Origin of the sequence: Haladaptatus sp. CMAA 1909 (assembly GCF_043952005.1) — an archaeon.
Taxonomy (GTDB): domain Archaea; phylum Halobacteriota; class Halobacteria; order Halobacteriales; family Haladaptataceae; genus Haladaptatus.
Window position 1 is genome coordinate 2578630 of record NZ_JBIOAV010000001.1, and the last position, 16701, is coordinate 2595330.

General features: G+C 63.6%; 16 protein-coding genes. 9 read left to right on the forward strand and 7 right to left on the reverse strand.

Annotated features, from left to right (window positions below; genetic code table 11):
- Nucleotides 1-81: 81 nt before the first annotated feature.
- Complete coding sequence (locus ACGYLY_RS14050) at nt 82-1356, forward strand: M24 family metallopeptidase (RefSeq protein WP_395280977.1); 1275 nt, start codon at nt 82-84, stop codon at nt 1354-1356.
- Nucleotides 1357-1386: 30 nt separating this feature from the next.
- Here the strand turns inward: ACGYLY_RS14050 and ACGYLY_RS14055 are convergent, their stop codons facing one another.
- Together ACGYLY_RS14055 and ACGYLY_RS14060 are read right to left on the reverse strand one after the other, a co-directional pair.
- Nucleotides 1387-2331 carry a DMT family transporter gene (locus ACGYLY_RS14055; protein WP_395280976.1) on the reverse strand — a complete coding sequence of 315 codons (945 nt, stop codon included), beginning with the start codon at nt 2329-2331 and terminating at the stop codon, nt 1387-1389.
- A 431-nt stretch (nt 2332-2762) separates the two neighbouring features.
- Nucleotides 2763-2945: a hypothetical protein gene (locus ACGYLY_RS14060; RefSeq protein WP_395280974.1), complete on the reverse strand. Its 183-nt coding sequence runs from the start codon at nt 2943-2945 to the stop codon at nt 2763-2765.
- Between the two features lie 29 nt (nt 2946-2974).
- Between ACGYLY_RS14060 and ACGYLY_RS14065 the strand changes: the two genes are divergently transcribed.
- Nucleotides 2975-3568, forward strand: coding sequence for an HD domain-containing protein (locus ACGYLY_RS14065; protein ID WP_395280973.1), 594 nt, complete (start codon nt 2975-2977; stop codon nt 3566-3568).
- 16 nt (nt 3569-3584) lie between these two features.
- Here ACGYLY_RS14065 and ACGYLY_RS14070 read toward each other — a convergent pair whose 3' ends face one another.
- The 4 genes from ACGYLY_RS14070 to ACGYLY_RS14085 form a co-directional block, all read right to left on the reverse strand.
- Nucleotides 3585-4277, reverse strand: a complete 693-nt coding sequence (locus ACGYLY_RS14070; protein WP_395280972.1) for a YqjF family protein — start codon at nt 4275-4277, stop codon at nt 3585-3587.
- Nucleotides 4278-4378: 101 nt separating this feature from the next.
- Nucleotides 4379-5344 carry an NAD-dependent epimerase/dehydratase family protein gene (locus ACGYLY_RS14075; protein ID WP_395280971.1) on the reverse strand — a complete coding sequence of 322 codons (966 nt, stop codon included), beginning with the start codon at nt 5342-5344 and terminating at the stop codon, nt 4379-4381.
- A gap of 68 nt (nt 5345-5412) precedes the next feature.
- Complete coding sequence (locus ACGYLY_RS14080; RefSeq protein WP_395280970.1) at nt 5413-7134, reverse strand: thiamine pyrophosphate-binding protein; 1722 nt, start codon at nt 7132-7134, stop codon at nt 5413-5415.
- Between the two features lie 114 nt (nt 7135-7248).
- The gene (locus ACGYLY_RS14085) at nt 7249-7905 is read right to left on the reverse strand and encodes a helix-turn-helix domain-containing protein (RefSeq protein ID WP_395280968.1); all 657 of its coding nucleotides are present in this window, start codon (nt 7903-7905) and stop codon (nt 7249-7251) included.
- A gap of 213 nt (nt 7906-8118) precedes the next feature.
- Between ACGYLY_RS14085 and ACGYLY_RS14090 the strand changes: the two genes are divergently transcribed.
- Together ACGYLY_RS14090 and ACGYLY_RS14095 are read left to right on the forward strand one after the other, a co-directional pair.
- A complete protein-coding gene (locus ACGYLY_RS14090; RefSeq protein ID WP_395291155.1) occupies nt 8119-8364 on the forward strand; it encodes a hypothetical protein in 246 nt (81 codons plus the stop codon).
- Between the two features lie 96 nt (nt 8365-8460).
- Complete coding sequence (locus ACGYLY_RS14095; protein WP_395280965.1) at nt 8461-9726, forward strand: MFS transporter; 1266 nt, start codon at nt 8461-8463, stop codon at nt 9724-9726.
- Here ACGYLY_RS14095 and ACGYLY_RS14100 read toward each other — a convergent pair.
- Nucleotides 9712-10407 (reverse strand): helix-turn-helix domain-containing protein, encoded by a 696-nt coding sequence (locus ACGYLY_RS14100; RefSeq protein ID WP_395280964.1) that lies wholly within the window; start codon nt 10405-10407, stop codon nt 9712-9714. The two genes, ACGYLY_RS14095 and ACGYLY_RS14100, sit on opposite strands and share 15 nt — an antisense overlap.
- 163 nt (nt 10408-10570) lie before the next feature.
- Here ACGYLY_RS14100 and ACGYLY_RS14105 point away from each other — a divergent pair, with 163 nt between their 5' ends.
- The 5 genes from ACGYLY_RS14105 to ACGYLY_RS14125 are packed head-to-tail and all read left to right on the forward strand — an operon-like array spanning nt 10571 to nt 16600.
- Nucleotides 10571-12271, forward strand: coding sequence for an ABC transporter substrate-binding protein (locus ACGYLY_RS14105; RefSeq protein ID WP_395280963.1), 1701 nt, complete (start codon nt 10571-10573; stop codon nt 12269-12271).
- A complete protein-coding gene (locus ACGYLY_RS14110; protein WP_395280962.1) occupies nt 12272-13225 on the forward strand; it encodes an ABC transporter permease in 954 nt (317 codons plus the stop codon).
- Nucleotides 13222-14238 (forward strand): ABC transporter permease, encoded by a 1017-nt coding sequence (locus tag ACGYLY_RS14115; RefSeq protein WP_395280961.1) that lies wholly within the window; start codon nt 13222-13224, stop codon nt 14236-14238. Before ACGYLY_RS14110 ends, ACGYLY_RS14115 begins: the two co-directional genes overlap by 4 nt.
- Nucleotides 14235-15287, forward strand: coding sequence for an ABC transporter ATP-binding protein (locus ACGYLY_RS14120; protein ID WP_395280960.1), 1053 nt, complete (start codon nt 14235-14237; stop codon nt 15285-15287). The genes ACGYLY_RS14115 and ACGYLY_RS14120 overlap by 4 nt, the downstream gene beginning before the upstream one ends.
- Nucleotides 15284-16600 (forward strand): ABC transporter ATP-binding protein, encoded by a 1317-nt coding sequence (locus tag ACGYLY_RS14125; RefSeq protein WP_395280959.1) that lies wholly within the window; start codon nt 15284-15286, stop codon nt 16598-16600. The genes ACGYLY_RS14120 and ACGYLY_RS14125 overlap by 4 nt, the downstream gene beginning before the upstream one ends.
- Nucleotides 16601-16701: the final 101 nt, after the last annotated feature.

Consider the following 16701-nt stretch of genomic DNA (forward strand, 5'->3'; position numbering starts at 1 on the left):
GGACACGGACTGTCCGCCCCGGAATAATCTATCACGGACGATTCGGGAAATTACATAACGCCGCTCCGTGTACGGTTTCGCATGGGGTTCTATCAACGTGATTTCATGGAAGGGACGCGCGGAACGATGAGCGTCGATTGGGAGGAGCGAATCGACATGCAGCGCATGCGCGAGGAGCGCAAGGAACGCGCCCTCACCCGAATGCGGGAGGCGGGACTGGGGAGCATGCTCCTCATCAACGACCCGAACGTGCGCTACGTGACGGGACTCGCCATGACCGGCGGGTCCGGTGCTGACCACTACACCCTGTTGACCGAGGACGGCGACATCGTCCACTGGGACACGGCGGACCACGCGAGCAACCAGAAGTTCAACTGCCCGTGGATTTCGGACATCCGGTACGCCTGCCCCGGACTCGGAAACGTCCCGCGAGCATCCGGGCGCAATTCTGCCCGAAACTGGCTGAAGGACAAGATGGCGGGACTCGTTTACGAGGCGATGGAGGAGTACGGCGTGGCCAAGGAACCGATGGGCATCGACATCGGTAACGCTCCGCTCATCTCGAAGTTCGAGGACCGCGGCGTGGACGTTCGGACGGAGGAATGTGCGGAGGTCATGGAGAGCGCCCGCAAGGTCAAAACGCGCGACGAAATCGAGTGTCTGCGAATGGTCGCCGCGCTCTGTGAGGCCGGCTTCCAGCGCATCACGGAAACCGCCAAACCCGGCGTCCGCGAGTCGGAGGTGTGGGGCGAGGCCAGCAGCAAGCTCTGGAGCCTCGGCGCGATGGTGCAGGGCGGCTACGTCACCTCCGGCCCGAACACGTGGCCGAAACACCAAGCCAACACCACGGACCGCATCATCCGTCCCGGCGACATCGTCTACGCCGACTTCTACAACATCGGTTTCATGGGCTACCGCTCCTGTTACTACCGGACATTCAGCATGGGTGAACCGACGCAAGCCCAACAGGACGCCTACGAAACCGCCCGCGACAACCTCTACGACGTGCTGGAGTGCATCGAACCCGGCGCGACGACGGACGAGATTTGTGAGGGCTTCCCCGACATGGAGGGCGAACACGCCGACTGGTACGACGCCACCGATCACTGGCAGATGACAACCAACCACTGGGCGCACGGCCTCGGACTGCAACTGTACGAAGTCCCGCTCATATGGCGCGGTATCTCTCCAGACCACCCCATCGAAATCGAGGAGGGCATGACCATGGCTGTCGAGACGATGGAACCCGCGGACCGGCAGGGCGTCCGCGTCGAGGAGATGGTCGTCGTCCGCGAGAACGGCGTCGAGATTCTGAGCCAGTGGCCCGTCAAGGAAATCACGCGAATCGATTACTGAGGTGAGTGTCGGGTTTTTCTCGCTACGCGGTCAGTCGGCCTTCGAAGATTCGGTCCGTCCAGCAGCGCGTCCATCGACGTAACCCCGAATCCCCCCGACGACTCGCGGCCATTTCACGAGGAGGAAGCCACAGAGGATGGCGAGGAAGCCGCCACCCGTCGTGGGGGTAAGACCCTCTCCGAGGACGACCCAGCCGAAGACGGCGGCGAATGGCGGGATGACGTACTCGATAAGTCCCATCTCTATCGGGCCGAGTCGGTGGAGGAGGCGGAAGTAGACGAGGAACCCCAGCGCGCCGGGAACGACGGCGAGGTAGAGCACCCACGCGAACGAACTCGTCGTCGGCGTGGCGGCGGCGAACCCCTGCCCCGGAACGACGAGCGCCGCGGCGTCCAAGGCGAGCGCGCCGACCGCCAACATCCACGCCTGGAGGGAAAGACCGGACAGTCCGGCCTCTCGCTCGTCGGTGAAGACGGCCCCGACGACCCACGCGACGGCGGCACCGAGAACCAGCCAAACGCCGATATCGCTGAAGACGCTATCCGCGCTCGGATTCGCGATGAGGACCACCCCGACGAACCCGAAGAGGACGCCGACGGCTCCCCGTGCCGAAATGGACTCCTTCGGGCGGAACGCCGAAGTGACGACGGGCGTGAGGACCGGAACCAGACCGAGGAGGGTCGACGCGACGGCGCTCGTGACGTACTTCTGTCCGGCGAAGAGGAGCGCGTGGTGGAGGCCGATGTTGAAAATGCCGCCGACGAGGATGGGCGTCCAGTCCCCCCATCCGCGCGGTCGGAGGGAGCGCCCGGACGCGGCGGCGACGGCGAGGAGGACGAGCGCGGCCAAATCGAAGCGGACGGCACCGAGGAGTATCGGCGGAAATCCGGCGAGCGCCGCCTTCGTCGCGGGGAACGCGGTCCCCCACGCGGTGGCGAGCGCGAGATAGAGAACGACGTCGCGACGGGTGGCCATTACCGACACCTTGTCGGTGGCCCTTAGGTCGGTTTCGATACGAAACGCGACGACGAGAAAGCTCCGACCGTGAGTTAGAGGCGTCATCACAGCGGCTTTGACTAAAATCGCTACGAACGACCGTCGCGGTTTTATCGTGATTGCCCGTACCGGGCCGCGTGAAGACCGCCTCCGCACTGCGACAGACACTCCTTCCCCACCCGATTCCTCGCTATCCTCCTCACTTCGTCAGCGCGCGTCGTGGAGTTAGATGGGCTAACCGATTATGACCCAGCCGCACGGCGCGCGAAGGTGCACGCTAGTGCGCCCGCGCGAGGGATGACCGAAGGTGTGACCAGCGGGAGCACTGTAGGGAATCGGCTGAGGAGGGTGTGCTGCGTTGCGGGTGCGGTGTTTGGGTGGAATGAAAGGGCCGCCCGCTCGCGCTTGTTTTAGTCGCTGTGGAGGCCACTATTTTGGCCGAGCGGCGTGAGGCCAAAATATCCTGCAACAGCGGCCGCGAGCGGGTGGGGGCTTTCAAAGACTTCGTCGCAGTAGCTGATGAAATCGCAAACCCACCAAACATGTCTTGTCGTCACCATCGCCCTTCCCGCGATATCCTCATCACGAACCATTACGTTCCCGCGAACCAAATCCACCCCGCATGAGCACGCCGGATTACCGCGAGCAGGTCGAGGCCGCCTATCCCGAACTCCAGTCCATCGAGAGCGACGGGTTGCGCGAGAAAGTCGTCGAGGCGTGGGTGTTGGCCCTCGAACGCGGTGGATGGAAGGACATCGAGGATATCCCCTACGCGTGGAACATCCACGAGAAGACCAACGTGGAGCACGTTCGCGGCGTGACGCGTATCGCCATGCGCTCGGCCGAAGAACAGCGCGAGTTCCACGGTGCCGACCCGGACGAGGATACAATCATCGCCGCGTGTCTGCTCCACGACGTCGGCAAGTGTTACGAGTACGTGGATTTCGCCGAGGACGACCAGTTGCTCGACCCCGACCCGACGTACGCCACGGAGGAAATCCCCCACTCCCTGTCGGGATACGCGTTAGCCCACGAGGTGGGCTGTCCGATTTCGGTCCAGCGCGCGATTCCCCACTTCCTCGGCGAGGTTCCGACGCGCACGCTGGAAGCCGAACTCGTCAAGAGCGCGAACTCGGCGAGTTCGAACGCCATCACGCAGTCCGCGATGGGAATCACGTTACAGGAGTGGGTGGAGAAGTACAGCCAGACGCAGTGATTCGACGGAATCGGATTCAGAGCCACTTCCGACGGGACGACACGATGTCCACGCCGGGGCTGTAGTAACAGACCGGGTCCCCATCCGGGTGGGCGAAGTTGTTCGCGCGGAAAATCTCGTTTTCGCCGAAGTTGACCGTTGCCGGACGAAGCGACCACACGTCGTGGTCCACGTTCGCGTACCCGATTTTCCCATCCCTCCCGCCGACGTAGAACCGATAGCGCTCGGTGAGGAACGCGGCCAGCGAGTCGGGGTCGGCGTCGAGTCGCCCGTCGGTCGGTTCGTAGCGCGCGTCGAACCGCAGCGGTTGGTCGCCGGGATGGGCGCGACGGCTTCGAAAGCGAACCGTTCCGTCCCGTTCGGCCATTTCGATGTTCGCGTTGTAGTACGGCAATCCGAAGGCGAGCCGGGCGGCGAGAACGGACAGCGGGCCGTCCGCTTCGAGGCTGTAGAAGAACACGGCGGGGCGGTCCTCCCCCGGCACCATGACGTAGGTTCGGAGGTTGAGTTCGGGGAGGTCCACCCCGACGCTGGCGGGCAGTCCCCGCGGACGCACCGCGACGTTGGTGAAAGGGACGACGCTGAGCCACGCCTTCCCGTCGTACGTATCGACCTGAAGCCCCTCTGGAAGTCCTCTCTCCACGATTTCCGGTTCGACCGGCCAGTTGGCAAAGAGCAGTCGTCGCCACCCCATCTCGATGCCGAGCATTGAGAAGTGATTGGAAGGTGTCGCCAAAAGCAGTTCCATCGTCCGATTCCTTTCACATCGTCGTCCAATTCCTCCGTCCAGACCGACGTCCGATTGTCCTCTCAGACCGTCTCCAACCCGTTCTCCTCCCGGAGCACGTTGATGTACGAGCGGAACCCGCTCTCCAAGTCGTAGCGCGGTTCGTAGCTCAAATCCTCCTGAATCGCGGTCATGTCGAGCTTCTGGGTCCACGGGAGTTCGCCCTCGTCGGAGACTTCGAGGTCGGCGTCGGGCATGATTTTCTCGACCGTTTCGGCGGCTTCCCGAATCGTCGCCACGGTGCCCCGGACGTTGTAGACGCGCTGGTTCAGTTCCTCGTCGGGCGTGAACGCCGCCAAACGGAACGCCTGTGCGATGTCCTCCACGTGCTGCCAGTCGATGACTTGGTCGCCGTACTCGACGCTGAACGGTTCGCCGAGCGCGGGCTTTTCGATGATGTTCGCGAGGAACGCCGAACCGCCGGTTTCGCGGTACGGACCGTAGGCGACGGTCGGTCGGAGCGCGACGTGCGACAGGTCGTGGTCCTCGAAGTACACCTTCGCCTGATGTTCGTTGAACTCCTTGCTCGCGCCGTAGAGCGTGTCGGGGTACACGAGGTCGTCCTCCGTCACCCAGCCATCGTCGTAGTTCGCAGGCGGGGCGAACACGGCCGCGCTGGACGCCCACGCCACGCGTTCCACTTGGTCGGAGAACGTGCGCGCCGCCTCGAAGATGGTGTTCGTGCCGCGAACGTTCACGTCGATGGCGAGGCGCGGGTTCTCGCGCGCCGTCGTCGTGAGGAGGGCGGCGAGGTGAACGATTCGCGTGGTTCCCGTCTCACGAATCGCGCGGTACACGTCCGTCGAGTCGGTGATGTCGCCCCGTCGAACCTCGACGTCGTCCGCGATGCCGAGTTTTTCCAAGATGCGCGTATCCGTCGAGAGGTCGTAGGCGACCACGTCGTGGCCGTGGTCGAGCAGTTCCTTCGCCGTGTACGACCCGATGAAGCCTGTCCCGCCAGTGACGAGCACCGTCTCGCTTTGCGCCATGATTTGGCATCTCGTGGCGACAGGAAAAGGCTTTCTTCCTGTTTTTTCGTGACCGGGTTCGAATCGAGTTACTCGTGTAGTCCGCCCGTTTCGGCGTAGAACGACGACGCCAACTGTTCTGCCATATCCTCGTCGCGGTCGATTCGCGCGTCGATGACGAAGGGAACGTCGCTCTCCTTCCCCGCTCGAAGCGCGTCAGCGAGTTCATCGGGCGTCGTGGCTCGCGTTCCGTCCGCGCCGAAGCCCTCGGCGACTTTCACGAAGTCGGTGTCGTGGAACTCGACGCCCGCGATGTCGCCGTCCTCCTCTTGCATCTGGCGAACCATGCCGAGACTGGCGTCGTTCAACACAACGAACGTCGGGGCGACGCCGTTCTCGACGGCGATTTCGACGCTGGTCATGGTCATCGTAAAGCCGCCGTCGCCCGCGACGCCGATAACGTCCTTGTCCGTAGTGATGGCGGCGCTGACGGCGGCGGGTGCGGACCACCCCATCCCGCCGACGCCACCCGACCCGAAGTAGGTTCGGATGGCGGGCGTCTGGAGGTAGTTCAGCAACCAGAAGCGGTTGTTGCCCGAGTCGGCCGTGACGATGGTGTCCTCGTCCACCATCGCCTCGATTTCCTTGACCGCGCGTTGGGGTTTGATGGGCGAGGCGTCGCTCTCGCATTTCTCGGTGAAAAACGACTCGCGGGCGGTTTCGGCCCGTTCGCGTGCCCAGTCGTTGTTGGCGTTTCCGGCGTCCGAAAGCGCCCGAAGGCTCTCCTTCGCGTCGCCGATGAGTCCCACGTCGGCGGGGTACACCCATCCGGCGTTGCGGGTATCGATGTCGGCGTGAATTATGGTCTGTTCGTCCGGACGGATGAACGAGGGTGCCTGCCAGTTTGTGTCCATCGGGTTCATCCGGCATCCAACGACGAGCAGGGTGTCGGCTTCGCTGACAACTTGATTCGCCCCTTCGTGACCGAACGAGCCGATGACGCCCGCCGCGAGGTCGTGCGTCTCGGGAATCGTGGATTTACCGAGGTAGGAAGTCGTCACGACGGAGTCGTAGGCTTCCGCGGCCGCCCGAAGCTCGTCGTATGCGCCCGCCGAGTGAACGCCGTTTCCGGCGACGATGACGGGGCGCTCCGCGGATTCGAGCGCATCGACCGACGCGGTCACGTCCCGGTCGGTCGGTTTGGAATCCCAGTTTCGGACCTGATCCTCGCTGTCCCACACGGACGGCATCGGATTTTCGGGGACCGTCTCCGTTATCGCGCTCCCGTCGAGGATGACGGCGGTCGGTCCCGGCCGCCCCGCCGTGGAGTGTTTGAACGCCAGTTGGACGCTTCGTACGGTTTCGGTCGGCGTCCGAGGGAACCAGTGTTCCTTGGTCACGCCGTCCAGAATCTTCGGGAGCGAGAGGCCGCCGTAGTCGCCGCGCGACTGCTGGTACGGGGCGAGCGTCGAGTAGTCGCCGCGCTCGCTCGCCTCGGTCAGGACGACCATCGGCGAGGAGGCGAGTCGCGCCTCCATCTGGCCGATGACGCCGAGGCTCCCTATCCACGGTCCTTGTCCGGCCAGCACCGCGGGTTTGCCGTGGAGACGGCCGTACATCTCGGCCATCACGCTCCCCTCGCGTTCGTCGCGCGGGCGAACCACGTCCACGCTCGATTCCGGGAGGTCGTCGAGGAGTTCGATGACGCGCCCGCCCGGATAACCGAACACGTACTCCACGCCCAGCGATTCGAGGACCGAAACCAGCGCCTCGCTCGTCGTCTCCCCCTCGCTGTCGTCAACGCCTGTCATATCACTGGAAGCCACCCCCTCTCGTCCCTTGGTTCTGTCGATTATCACGGTCGAAGATGCAATATCTCGATTCGGGCACGAATTCGGATTTCCGCACCGATAGGTTGGCGGGGACTACGTTCGCTCGTCGTCCGGATACACCGTACACTCGATGAGCGTCTTCACGCCGCGACGGAAGCGCTCAGACGCCGCCGTTTCGGAGATGTCGAACTGATCGCTCAGTTCCGCGAGCGAGTTTTCCCGCGGAATCTCCAGATAGCCGCAGTCGACGGCCGTAACCAGCGTTTCCCGCTGCGGATCGGTCAGGCCGAACTGCGGGGTGTCCAGACTCCCGCGCTCCTCGTAGAACCGGTGGAGCACGATCCCGATTTCGTGGGACCGACAGTGCTCACAAAAGCGACTAAACCCTTCTTTGGTGGGAAACGCCACGCGGAACTCCCACCCGCGGTGCGTCGCGGTGACGTGTCGAAGGACGCTCGCCTCGTCGAGCAGAACCGGGTAGATGCTCGCTCGTTGCCCTTCATCCTTCAATTCGACGCGGTACAACCGTTGGTCGCTGATTTCGATGGCCTCTTCCGAGGTTGCGACGGTCGGGTCCGATTCGAGGCCGCCTTCGAAGGCATCGAAATCGCCGTTCTCCGCCCAAAAGAGTATCTGATGCCGCCCTTCTGCCGTCCGATCCGACTGTTCCCACGTGATCTCCATTTCGGGGACGACGCCCAACGCTTCCCGGAGGATTGGGTAATCGAGCCGAAATTCTACGATTATCATGTCGATCACTCCCGATTCCGATGATGGAATCGATGTCTTCTGCTAGCTGCTAACAATTCGCAACCCAGGGTTAAAAAGACTATGAATATTTGTGCAGATTAGTTATCAAACCGAACCGAAAAGTGAACGATGAACGTGAACACGGATTCGAAGACGATAGACGAGATGTTCGACCTTTTCAGCAGCGCACGGCGGCGGCGGCTGTGGCTCTATATGACCGACACGGACGACGAGGTGTTTCCGTTCGAGGAACTCGTCGACCATCTCACGATGCGGGAGGAAAACGGGGGGGAAGAGGAGCTCCGCCGAACTTCTATCGAAGCGACCCTCCACCATATCGACCTTCCGAAACTGGGGGATTTCGGTCTCATCGAATACGACGCGAGAAGCGGAACGGTCCGGTGCGGTGACACCGAGATGAGGCCCTTCATCGAGGATCTGGTTCGAATAGGTCCATAGTTCAACCGCTCCTTTCGCGGTTGCTGCCGGAAATCGATGGATGCCCGAATCGAATCGGGCGACGGTTTATGCACGAGACCGGCGAAAGCGTTTCCAGTGAAGCGAAACGACCGAACCATCCTCGGACTCACCATGCTCGCACACGGGATGGTTCACACCTACGAACTCTCACTCCCCATCCTCATTCCGGTGTGGCTAGCGGAGTTCGGCGCGTCGAAGGCCACCCTCGGCGTCGTCCTCTCGCTCGGCTACGCACTGTTCGGCGTCGGTGCGTTGCCCGGCGGCGTCCTTTCGGACAGCTACGGCTCCCGACGACTCATCGTCGCGTGTCTGCTCGGGATGGGTGGGTCGTTTCTCCTCCTCTCCTTCGCTCCGTCCATTCCCGTCATCACGATCGCGCTCCTGCTCTGGGGAACGGCGGCGAGCGTCTACCATCCTTCCGGTCTCTCCCTGCTCAGCACCGGCATCGACCCCGAGGAGCAGGGGACCGCCTTCGCCTACCACGGCATCGCCGGAAATGTCGGCATCGCGTTCGGCCCGCTGGCGACGGCGCTCCTCCTGCTCGTCTTCGGGTGGCGTCTCGTCGTCGTCGTTCTCGCGGTCCCCGCGCTCCTCGCCGCCGTGGTCGCCGTTCGGACTTCCATCGACGAGACGGCCGCGGTGGACGAGGAACTGGCGGAACAGGGTGAAAAAGAGGAACGAACCGCCCGCACGGACGGCGGTCTCGCCTCGATTTCGGAACTCCTCGCCGCCTCCCGGTCGCTCTTCTCCGGGTGGTTCGTCGCCGTCTTCTTCGTCGTCATGCTCTCCGGACTGTACTACCGCGGCGTGTTGACCTTCCTCCCCGACCTGCTCTCCGGACTTCCGCTGTTCGCACCCGTCGACGTCGCCGGGAAGTCGCTCGAACCGGCGCGCTACCTCTACGCCGGACTCCTCACCGTCGGCATGGTCGGACAATTCGTGGGCGGCAAACTCACCGACCGCGTGGAGAACACCGCCGCAATCGCCGTAGCGTTCGCTACACTCGCCGGTATCGCTCTCGTGTTCGTTCCCGCCGCGAACGCCGGACTCGTCCCCATTCTCGTCGTCAGCTTCCTCCTCGGGTTCTGGCTGTTCGCGGTGCAACCGCTGTATCAGGCCACCGTCGCCGAGTTCACGCCGCCCGACGCTCGCGGGCTTTCCTACGGCTACACCTACCTCGGCGTGTTCGGAGTCGGGGCGCTCGGCGCGGCCATCGCCGGCTACGTGCTCCAGTACTACTCCCCAACGACGCTGTTTTTCGTCCTCGCGGGGTTCGCGGGAAGCGCGTCGCTCCTCGGCGTCCTGCTCACGCTTCGCGGCCCCTCCTCAAAACGGGTCTGAGTTCACGTGTTTGCCGACCTCTTCCATCACCTTTCGCTCGGCGCGAGCGAGGTGTTCCCACGCCGTCGTGGACGCGATACCGACCGTATCCGCGATGTCCTCGATGCTGGTCTCCTTCTTCGGGCGGTAGTAGCCGAGGTCGATGGCCGTCCCGAGCACTTCGCGCTGTCGCCCCGTGAGTTCGTGGACGACGCGCGAGAACTCCAACTGTTCCTGTTCGGCGACCGTTCCGAGTTCGACGTTTCGAACGAGGTCGGTTTCGTTCCCGGCGCGTTCGAGCGACGTGACGATGTCGTTCAGGTCGTCGTCGTCGGACAGGTACAACGTCCATCGCTCCCACCCCGCATTTATCGTCGCCCCGGTTCGGTAGTGAACGCCGAGGTCGGTCAGTCGTTGGGCGATACTGTCCCACTGGTAGCTGTCGATGGTGACGGCGACGAGGACCCGCGGGACGTCGAGCGGCGTCAATACGTCTATTTCCAGTACCGCTGAGGCGGCTTCGAACTCGTCGAGAAAACCCGTAATCGACGCTTTCGGGCCGGTTATCTCGATGATGCGCTTCCGTTCGGCGGCGCTTCCGGTCATCGAGGAGACGGAGCGAATCGTTATCGCCGGATAGTCGGCGCTGATGTCGCTTTCCGGCTCGTCGTGATGACGTACCCGAAGCGTCACTTCTCGCATACCTGTAATCGAGGAAACCGAACGTGTTTAACCTTTGTATCCAATCTAGTTACTCTTCTGAATCAAACATCGGATGATTCTATCATTTTCCCCGTCGGTTTTTGCCCAACCGAATCTATCCGGGTATACAACGAAGGGGCCTGTTTCTCTGTACCATACTACCATGGGAAACAGTGGCAAAATTTCGGACGAAGCCCTCAGCGGGCCGGTTATCGACCGTCGGACGACCGTGAAACTCCTCGGTGCGGCAGGCATCACCGGCTTGGCCGGTTGCACCGGCGGGGGCGACGACAACGGCGACAGCGGTGACGGTGACAACGGCGGAGACGGCGGAAGCGGGGATAACGGCGGCGACGAAACGACAGAAGTCCCGTCGAACGACCAGCGCGGCGGTCGGTTGACGGCCGGATGGTTCACCGGCAGCATCGACGTGCTCGACCCGCCGTACATCAGCGTCGGACAGTACTTCCAAGTCGCCGCGAACGTGTTCAACGGCCTCGTCACGCTCAAAAAGGACCTGACCATCCGCGGCGACCTCGCCGAGGACTGGGAAGTCACCAACGGCGGCAAAAAGATCACGTTCAATTTGCGCACGGGCGTGAAGTTCCACAACGGCTCGGACTTCACCGCCGAGGACGTGAAATACACCATCAACCGGACGATTTCGGAGGAGGCCCCCGCCGCCTCGAAACTCGGGTCGCTCAAGCCGGTGGACGACGGCGGCGTCGTGGTCAAGGACGACCACACGGTCGAACTCAACTTCGAGGAGCCGATGGCACCCGCCCTCGTTTACCTCACGCGCGGGCCGGGACGCGCGGCGACCATCGTCAACAAGGAAGCCATCGAGAAGATGGGTGCGGATCAGTACAAGGTGACGCCGGTCGGAACGGGTCCGTTCGAGGTCACGAAACACGAAATCGGCTCCGGCATCACGCTCGACGCGTTCGAGGACTACTTCGAAACGGACAGCGACGGAAACCCGCTCCCGTACTTGGACGGCATCGACATCAAGCCGATTCCGGAACCCGCGACGCTCGTGAACGCGCTCCGGAGCGGCGACATCGACTTCGCGAACCTCGTGCCGCTCCAGAACGTGAAGAAGGTCGAGTCGGCGAGCGGCGTGGCGAAACTGGAAGCCCCCGGCATCAACTGGTACGGATTTGCCATGAACGAGCGCCGGAAGCCGTTCGACTCGAAGAAAGCCCGCATGGGTATCGCCAAATCCATCGACAATCAGGCCTACGTGGACGCGGCCTACTTCGGCAACGCGCTTCCCGACACGGGTCCCATCAACAAGGCGACGAACTGGGTCTGGCGCGACGACAAGCCCACCGACCAGCAGTACGACCCGGAAGCGGGCAAACAGCTCATAAAGGAGGCGGGTGCCGAAGGAGCGTCCTTTTCCATCCTGACGACCGAAAGCAGCCTCCGCGGCGCGAAGGCGATGCGCCAGCAGCTGAACAAGGCCGGGTTCGACGTGAGCATCGAACAAGTGACGAGTTCGTCCTACTGGGAACGCTACGAGAAGGGCAACTACGACACGACCATCAGCGGCAGCGTCGGCGACCCGGACCCCGACCAGTCGCTCTGGAACTTCTACCGCAAACCCGACGACGGAGGCGTGTGGAACTGGGTGAACTTCGAGGACGACAAGGCCCACAACTTGCTCGCCGAACAGCGGAAAGCGCTCGACCGGGAGGAGCGCAAGAAACTCCTGCAGGAACTCGAAGACCACCTCATCAAGCAGGTCCCGCACGCCTACCTGATGCACCAGAACGACATCGCGGCGAAACGCTCGAACCTGAAGGGCTTCGTCCACATCCCCTTCATGCGTAACTTCCACACCGCGTGGGTCGAGGAATAGATGCGCCGGTACGTCGTCAAGCGGGTCGCACACGCCGCGTTCATCATGTGGTTGGTGGCGACCACGGTGTTCTTCGGCCTGCGCCTGATTCCGGGCGGTCCTGTTCGGACCATGCTCGGACAGGAAGCGACGCCGAAAGCGGTCGCGGCACTCCGAGCGAAACTCGGCCTGAACCAGCCGTTGTACGTCCAGTACCTCGACTGGTTGAAGGAGATGCTCACCCTGCAGTTCGGCCAGAGCCTCAGTACGGGCCAGCCGGTTTCGACGTTGGTTTCACAGGCCGCACCGAAGACGCTCTCCATCGCGATTCTCGCCATCATCATCGGTCTCGGCGTCGCCGTACCGACGGGCATCCTCAGCGCGACGCGCAAGGGTGAACCGATGGACTACCTCGCGACGGTGACGGCGTTCCTCGGCGTTTCCATGCCCGCCTTCTTCGTCGGCATCCTCCTCGCGCTGGTGTTCGGCGTCTGGTTGAATCTGCTTCCCGTCTTCGGCTACACGCCGCCCAGCGAGGGCATCCGCCCGTGGTTGGAGAGCGTTCTCCTCCCCGGAATCGCCGTCGGCCTGCCGTACGCCGCCGTCGTCATGCGGATGATGCGCTCGTCGTTACTGGAGGTGCTGAACGAACCGTACATGCGAACCGCCCGCGCGAAGGGCGTCAGCGGGCGCGTGATGTTGTTCAAACACGCGCTTCAGAACGCGCTCATTCCCGTCATCACCGTCGCGGGAATTCAACTCGCGCTGGTCCTCGTCGGCAGCGTCACGGTCGAACTCGTCTTCGGCATTCAGGGACTCGGCAGACTCCTCGTCGATTCGATGCTCGACCGGAACTATCCGGTGACGCAGGCGGTCATCCTCATCGTCGCCGCGGTGATGGTGTTCACGAATCTCGCGGTGGACCTCGTGTACACCGTCATCGACCCGCGTATCGGATACGGAGGAAATCAATGACGGAACACACCGATTCGAACGTCGGCCACAACGCCGCCAACGAACCCAACGCTTCCGCGGATTCGGGTCCCATCGACGTTCCGCCGGAGTATCGGGAGGAGGAACACTACGAGGAACACAAATCGACGCGCCAGCGTCTCGTCGAGGGCATACTGGCCGACAAGATGGCGCTGTTCGGTGCCGTCGTCGTCGTCCTGTTCGTCCTCGTCGCGGTGTTCGCACCGTTCGTCGCGCCGCACGACCCCGAGGCCACGTTCGGCTTCATGAAAGGGCCAAACTCCCACTCGGTCGGCAACTACGACGACGCGCCCGGAACCGAGACCGTGTGGCACCCGCTCGGGACTGACTCGTTCGGCCACGACATCCTCTCGCGCATCATCTACGGCGCGCGGGTGTCGCTGCTCGTGGCCCTCTCGACGGTCGCCGTCGCGTTCACGCTCGGCACGTCAATCGGTCTCCTCGCCGGATTTTACGGCGGCTGGGTCGATAGCGTGCTGATGCGCTACATCGACTTCCAGTGGGCGTTTCCCGAACTCATCCTCGGAGTCGGCATCATCGCCATCTCCGGCGGGTTGGGTATCACGAACGTCGTCATCGCCATCGGTATCGCGTACATCGACGACTTCGCCAGACTCGTTCGGGGTGAAGTGCTGTCGCTCCGCGAGGAGGAGTACGTCATGGCGGCCCGCGCCATCGGCATGACCGACAGGCGCATCATGACGCGGGAAATCCTGCCCAACGCCGTCGCGCCGCTCATCGTGCAGTCGACGCTGATGATTCCGCTCGCGATTCTCGCCGAAGCGGGACTGTCCTTCCTCGGATTGGGCGTCAAGCCGACGACGCCGACGTGGGGGCTGTTGCTCTCGGACGGGCGGCAGTTCATCGGCGAAGCGTGGTGGATAAGCGTCGTGCCCGGCCTCGCCATCATGCTGACCGTCCTCGCGTTCAACATGCTCGGCGACGGCCTGCGCGACATCTTCGACGTGAGCGACGGGGAGGTCGAGAGCCGATGACCGTCCTCGAAGTCGACGGACTGCACACCCGCTTCCCAACCCCGAGAGGGACGGTGGACGCGGTGAACGAGGTGGACCTCCGCATCGAATCCGGCGAAATACTCGGTCTCGTCGGCGAAAGCGGGTCGGGCAAGAGCGTGCTCGCCGAGAGCATCATGGGAATCGTCGAGGAACCCGGCGAAATCGCGGCGGGCGACATCCGGCTTCACGGCGAGTCGTTGCTCGACATGCCGGAGTCCGAACGCCGGGAGATTCGCGGCGGGACGATTTCCATGGTGTTTCAGGACCCCATGAACAGCCTCAACCCGACGCTCACCGTCGGCGAACAGGTCGCCGAGATGGTCCGACTCCACCAACCAGTCGGCGAGTCGGTCAGCCTCCCGGCGGAACTCAAGCGCAAACTGATCGGGTCCTCGAAGAACGGGCCGGCGTGGCGGAAGGCCATCGAGATGCTCGAAAGCGTCGAGATTCCCGAACCGGAGACGCGGGCGAGCGACTATCCGCACGAGTTCTCCGGCGGCATGCGTCAGCGGGCGATGATAGCCATGGCGCTGGCCGCGGAACCGGACCTGCTCATCGCGGACGAACCGACGACGGCGCTGGACGTGACGATTCAGGCCCAGATTCTCGACGAACTCCGGGAGTTGAAGGACGCCTTCGACACGTCGATTCTGCTCATCACGCACGACCTCGCGGTCGTGTCCGAGGTGTGCGACCGCGTGAACGTGATGTACGCCGGAAAAATCGTGGAGCGGGCCGACGCGGACGAACTGTTCCGCGACCCGCAACACCCCTACACGCAGGGACTCATCGCCAGCACGCCGCGTCTCGACGCGCCGACGGACAGCCTCGCACCGATAGACGGGAACGTCCCCGACCTCATCGACATTCCCTTCGCGTGCCACTTCGCGCCGCGCTGTCCCGAGGCCACGCGGGAGTGTTACGAAATCGACCCCGACTTCAGACCGGTCGGCGCGGACGAGCAGTTCGACTCGAACGGCCACGTCGCGGCGTGTCTGCGTCGCGGCCCGATGGAGGAACGACTATGAGCACGCAGATGCCGAGAACCGACGAGACGTCCGACGCCGAACCGTTGCTCGCCGTTCGCGGCCTGAAAAAGCACTTCGACCAGTCGGGGGGCGTCCTCGACAGACTCGTCGGCGAGACGGCCAGCGTCCGCGCCGTCGACGGCGTCGACCTGACGGTTCGAAAGGGCGAGACGCTCGCCATCGTCGGCGAGTCCGGCTGTGGCAAATCGACGCTCGGGCGGACGATTCTCAACCTCCACGATGCGACCGACGGGGCCGTTGAGTACCGCGGGACGAACCTCGCCGACCTCTCACAGCAGGAGATGCGGCCGTACCGGCGCGACCTACAGATGATATTTCAGGACCCCTTGGCGTCGCTGAACCCGCGCCAGACGGTCGGGGAAATCATCACCACGCCGATGGAGGTCCACGGGATCGGCGACAGCGACGAGGACAGACTGGAGCGGACGAAGGACCTCCTCCGCCGCGTCGGGTTGAAGGCCGGACACATCGAACGCTACCCGAACCAGTTCTCGGGCGGACAGCAACAACGCGTCGGCATCGCCCGCGCGCTCGCGCTGGAACCCGAATTGATAATCGCGGACGAACCCGTCTCGGCGTTGGACGTGTCCGTGCAGGCCCAAATCCTCAACCTCTTGGAGGAGTTGCAGGACGACCTCGGTCTGTCGCTCGTCTTCATCGCGCACAACCTCTCGGTCGTGCGCCACGTCGCGGACCGGGTCGCCGTGATGTACCTCGGTCGAATCGTGGAGACCGCACCCGTGGACGAACTCTACGAGAATCCACAGCATCCCTACACGAAATCGCTCCTGTCGGCGGTGCCCCGCATCGACCCGGCGGACCGCGACGAGCGAATCATCCTCGAAGGATCGGTCCCGTCGCCGCTGAACCCGCCGTCCGGGTGTCGGTTCCACACGCGCTGTCCGATGGTGATTCCGCCCGAGGGGTGGTCCGGCAGCGACGAGGAGTTCCGCGCGGCCTTCGCGTTCAGAAACCGCGTGCTGTCGGGCGAACTCGACCCCGACGCCGCGCGAACGCGCCTCGAAGCCGAGGGACGCGGGACGGACGATTCGAGCGTGGCGTCGTATCTCGTGGCGCAACTGCTTCCGGGCGATCCGGAGGCCTTGCCGTCGGACGCGAGCGAGGCCGTTCGCTCGGCGACGGACGCGCTCGCCAACGGCGACCACGACCGCGCGAACGAAATCGTCGAGAGCGCGTTCCCGTCGCCGTGCGAGCGCGAAACGCCGCAATCGACCGACGCGGGTGACGGCCACGTCGCGGCGTGTCATCGCGTGACTCCGCGGGACTCCTGACGATTACGGATTCACACCGTCGTTCAGTCGTTCGTCGGGCGGATCCATCTGTCATCCATCCGTCCGGTCTCCGACACCACGCCGGAACTGGGACGGCGACG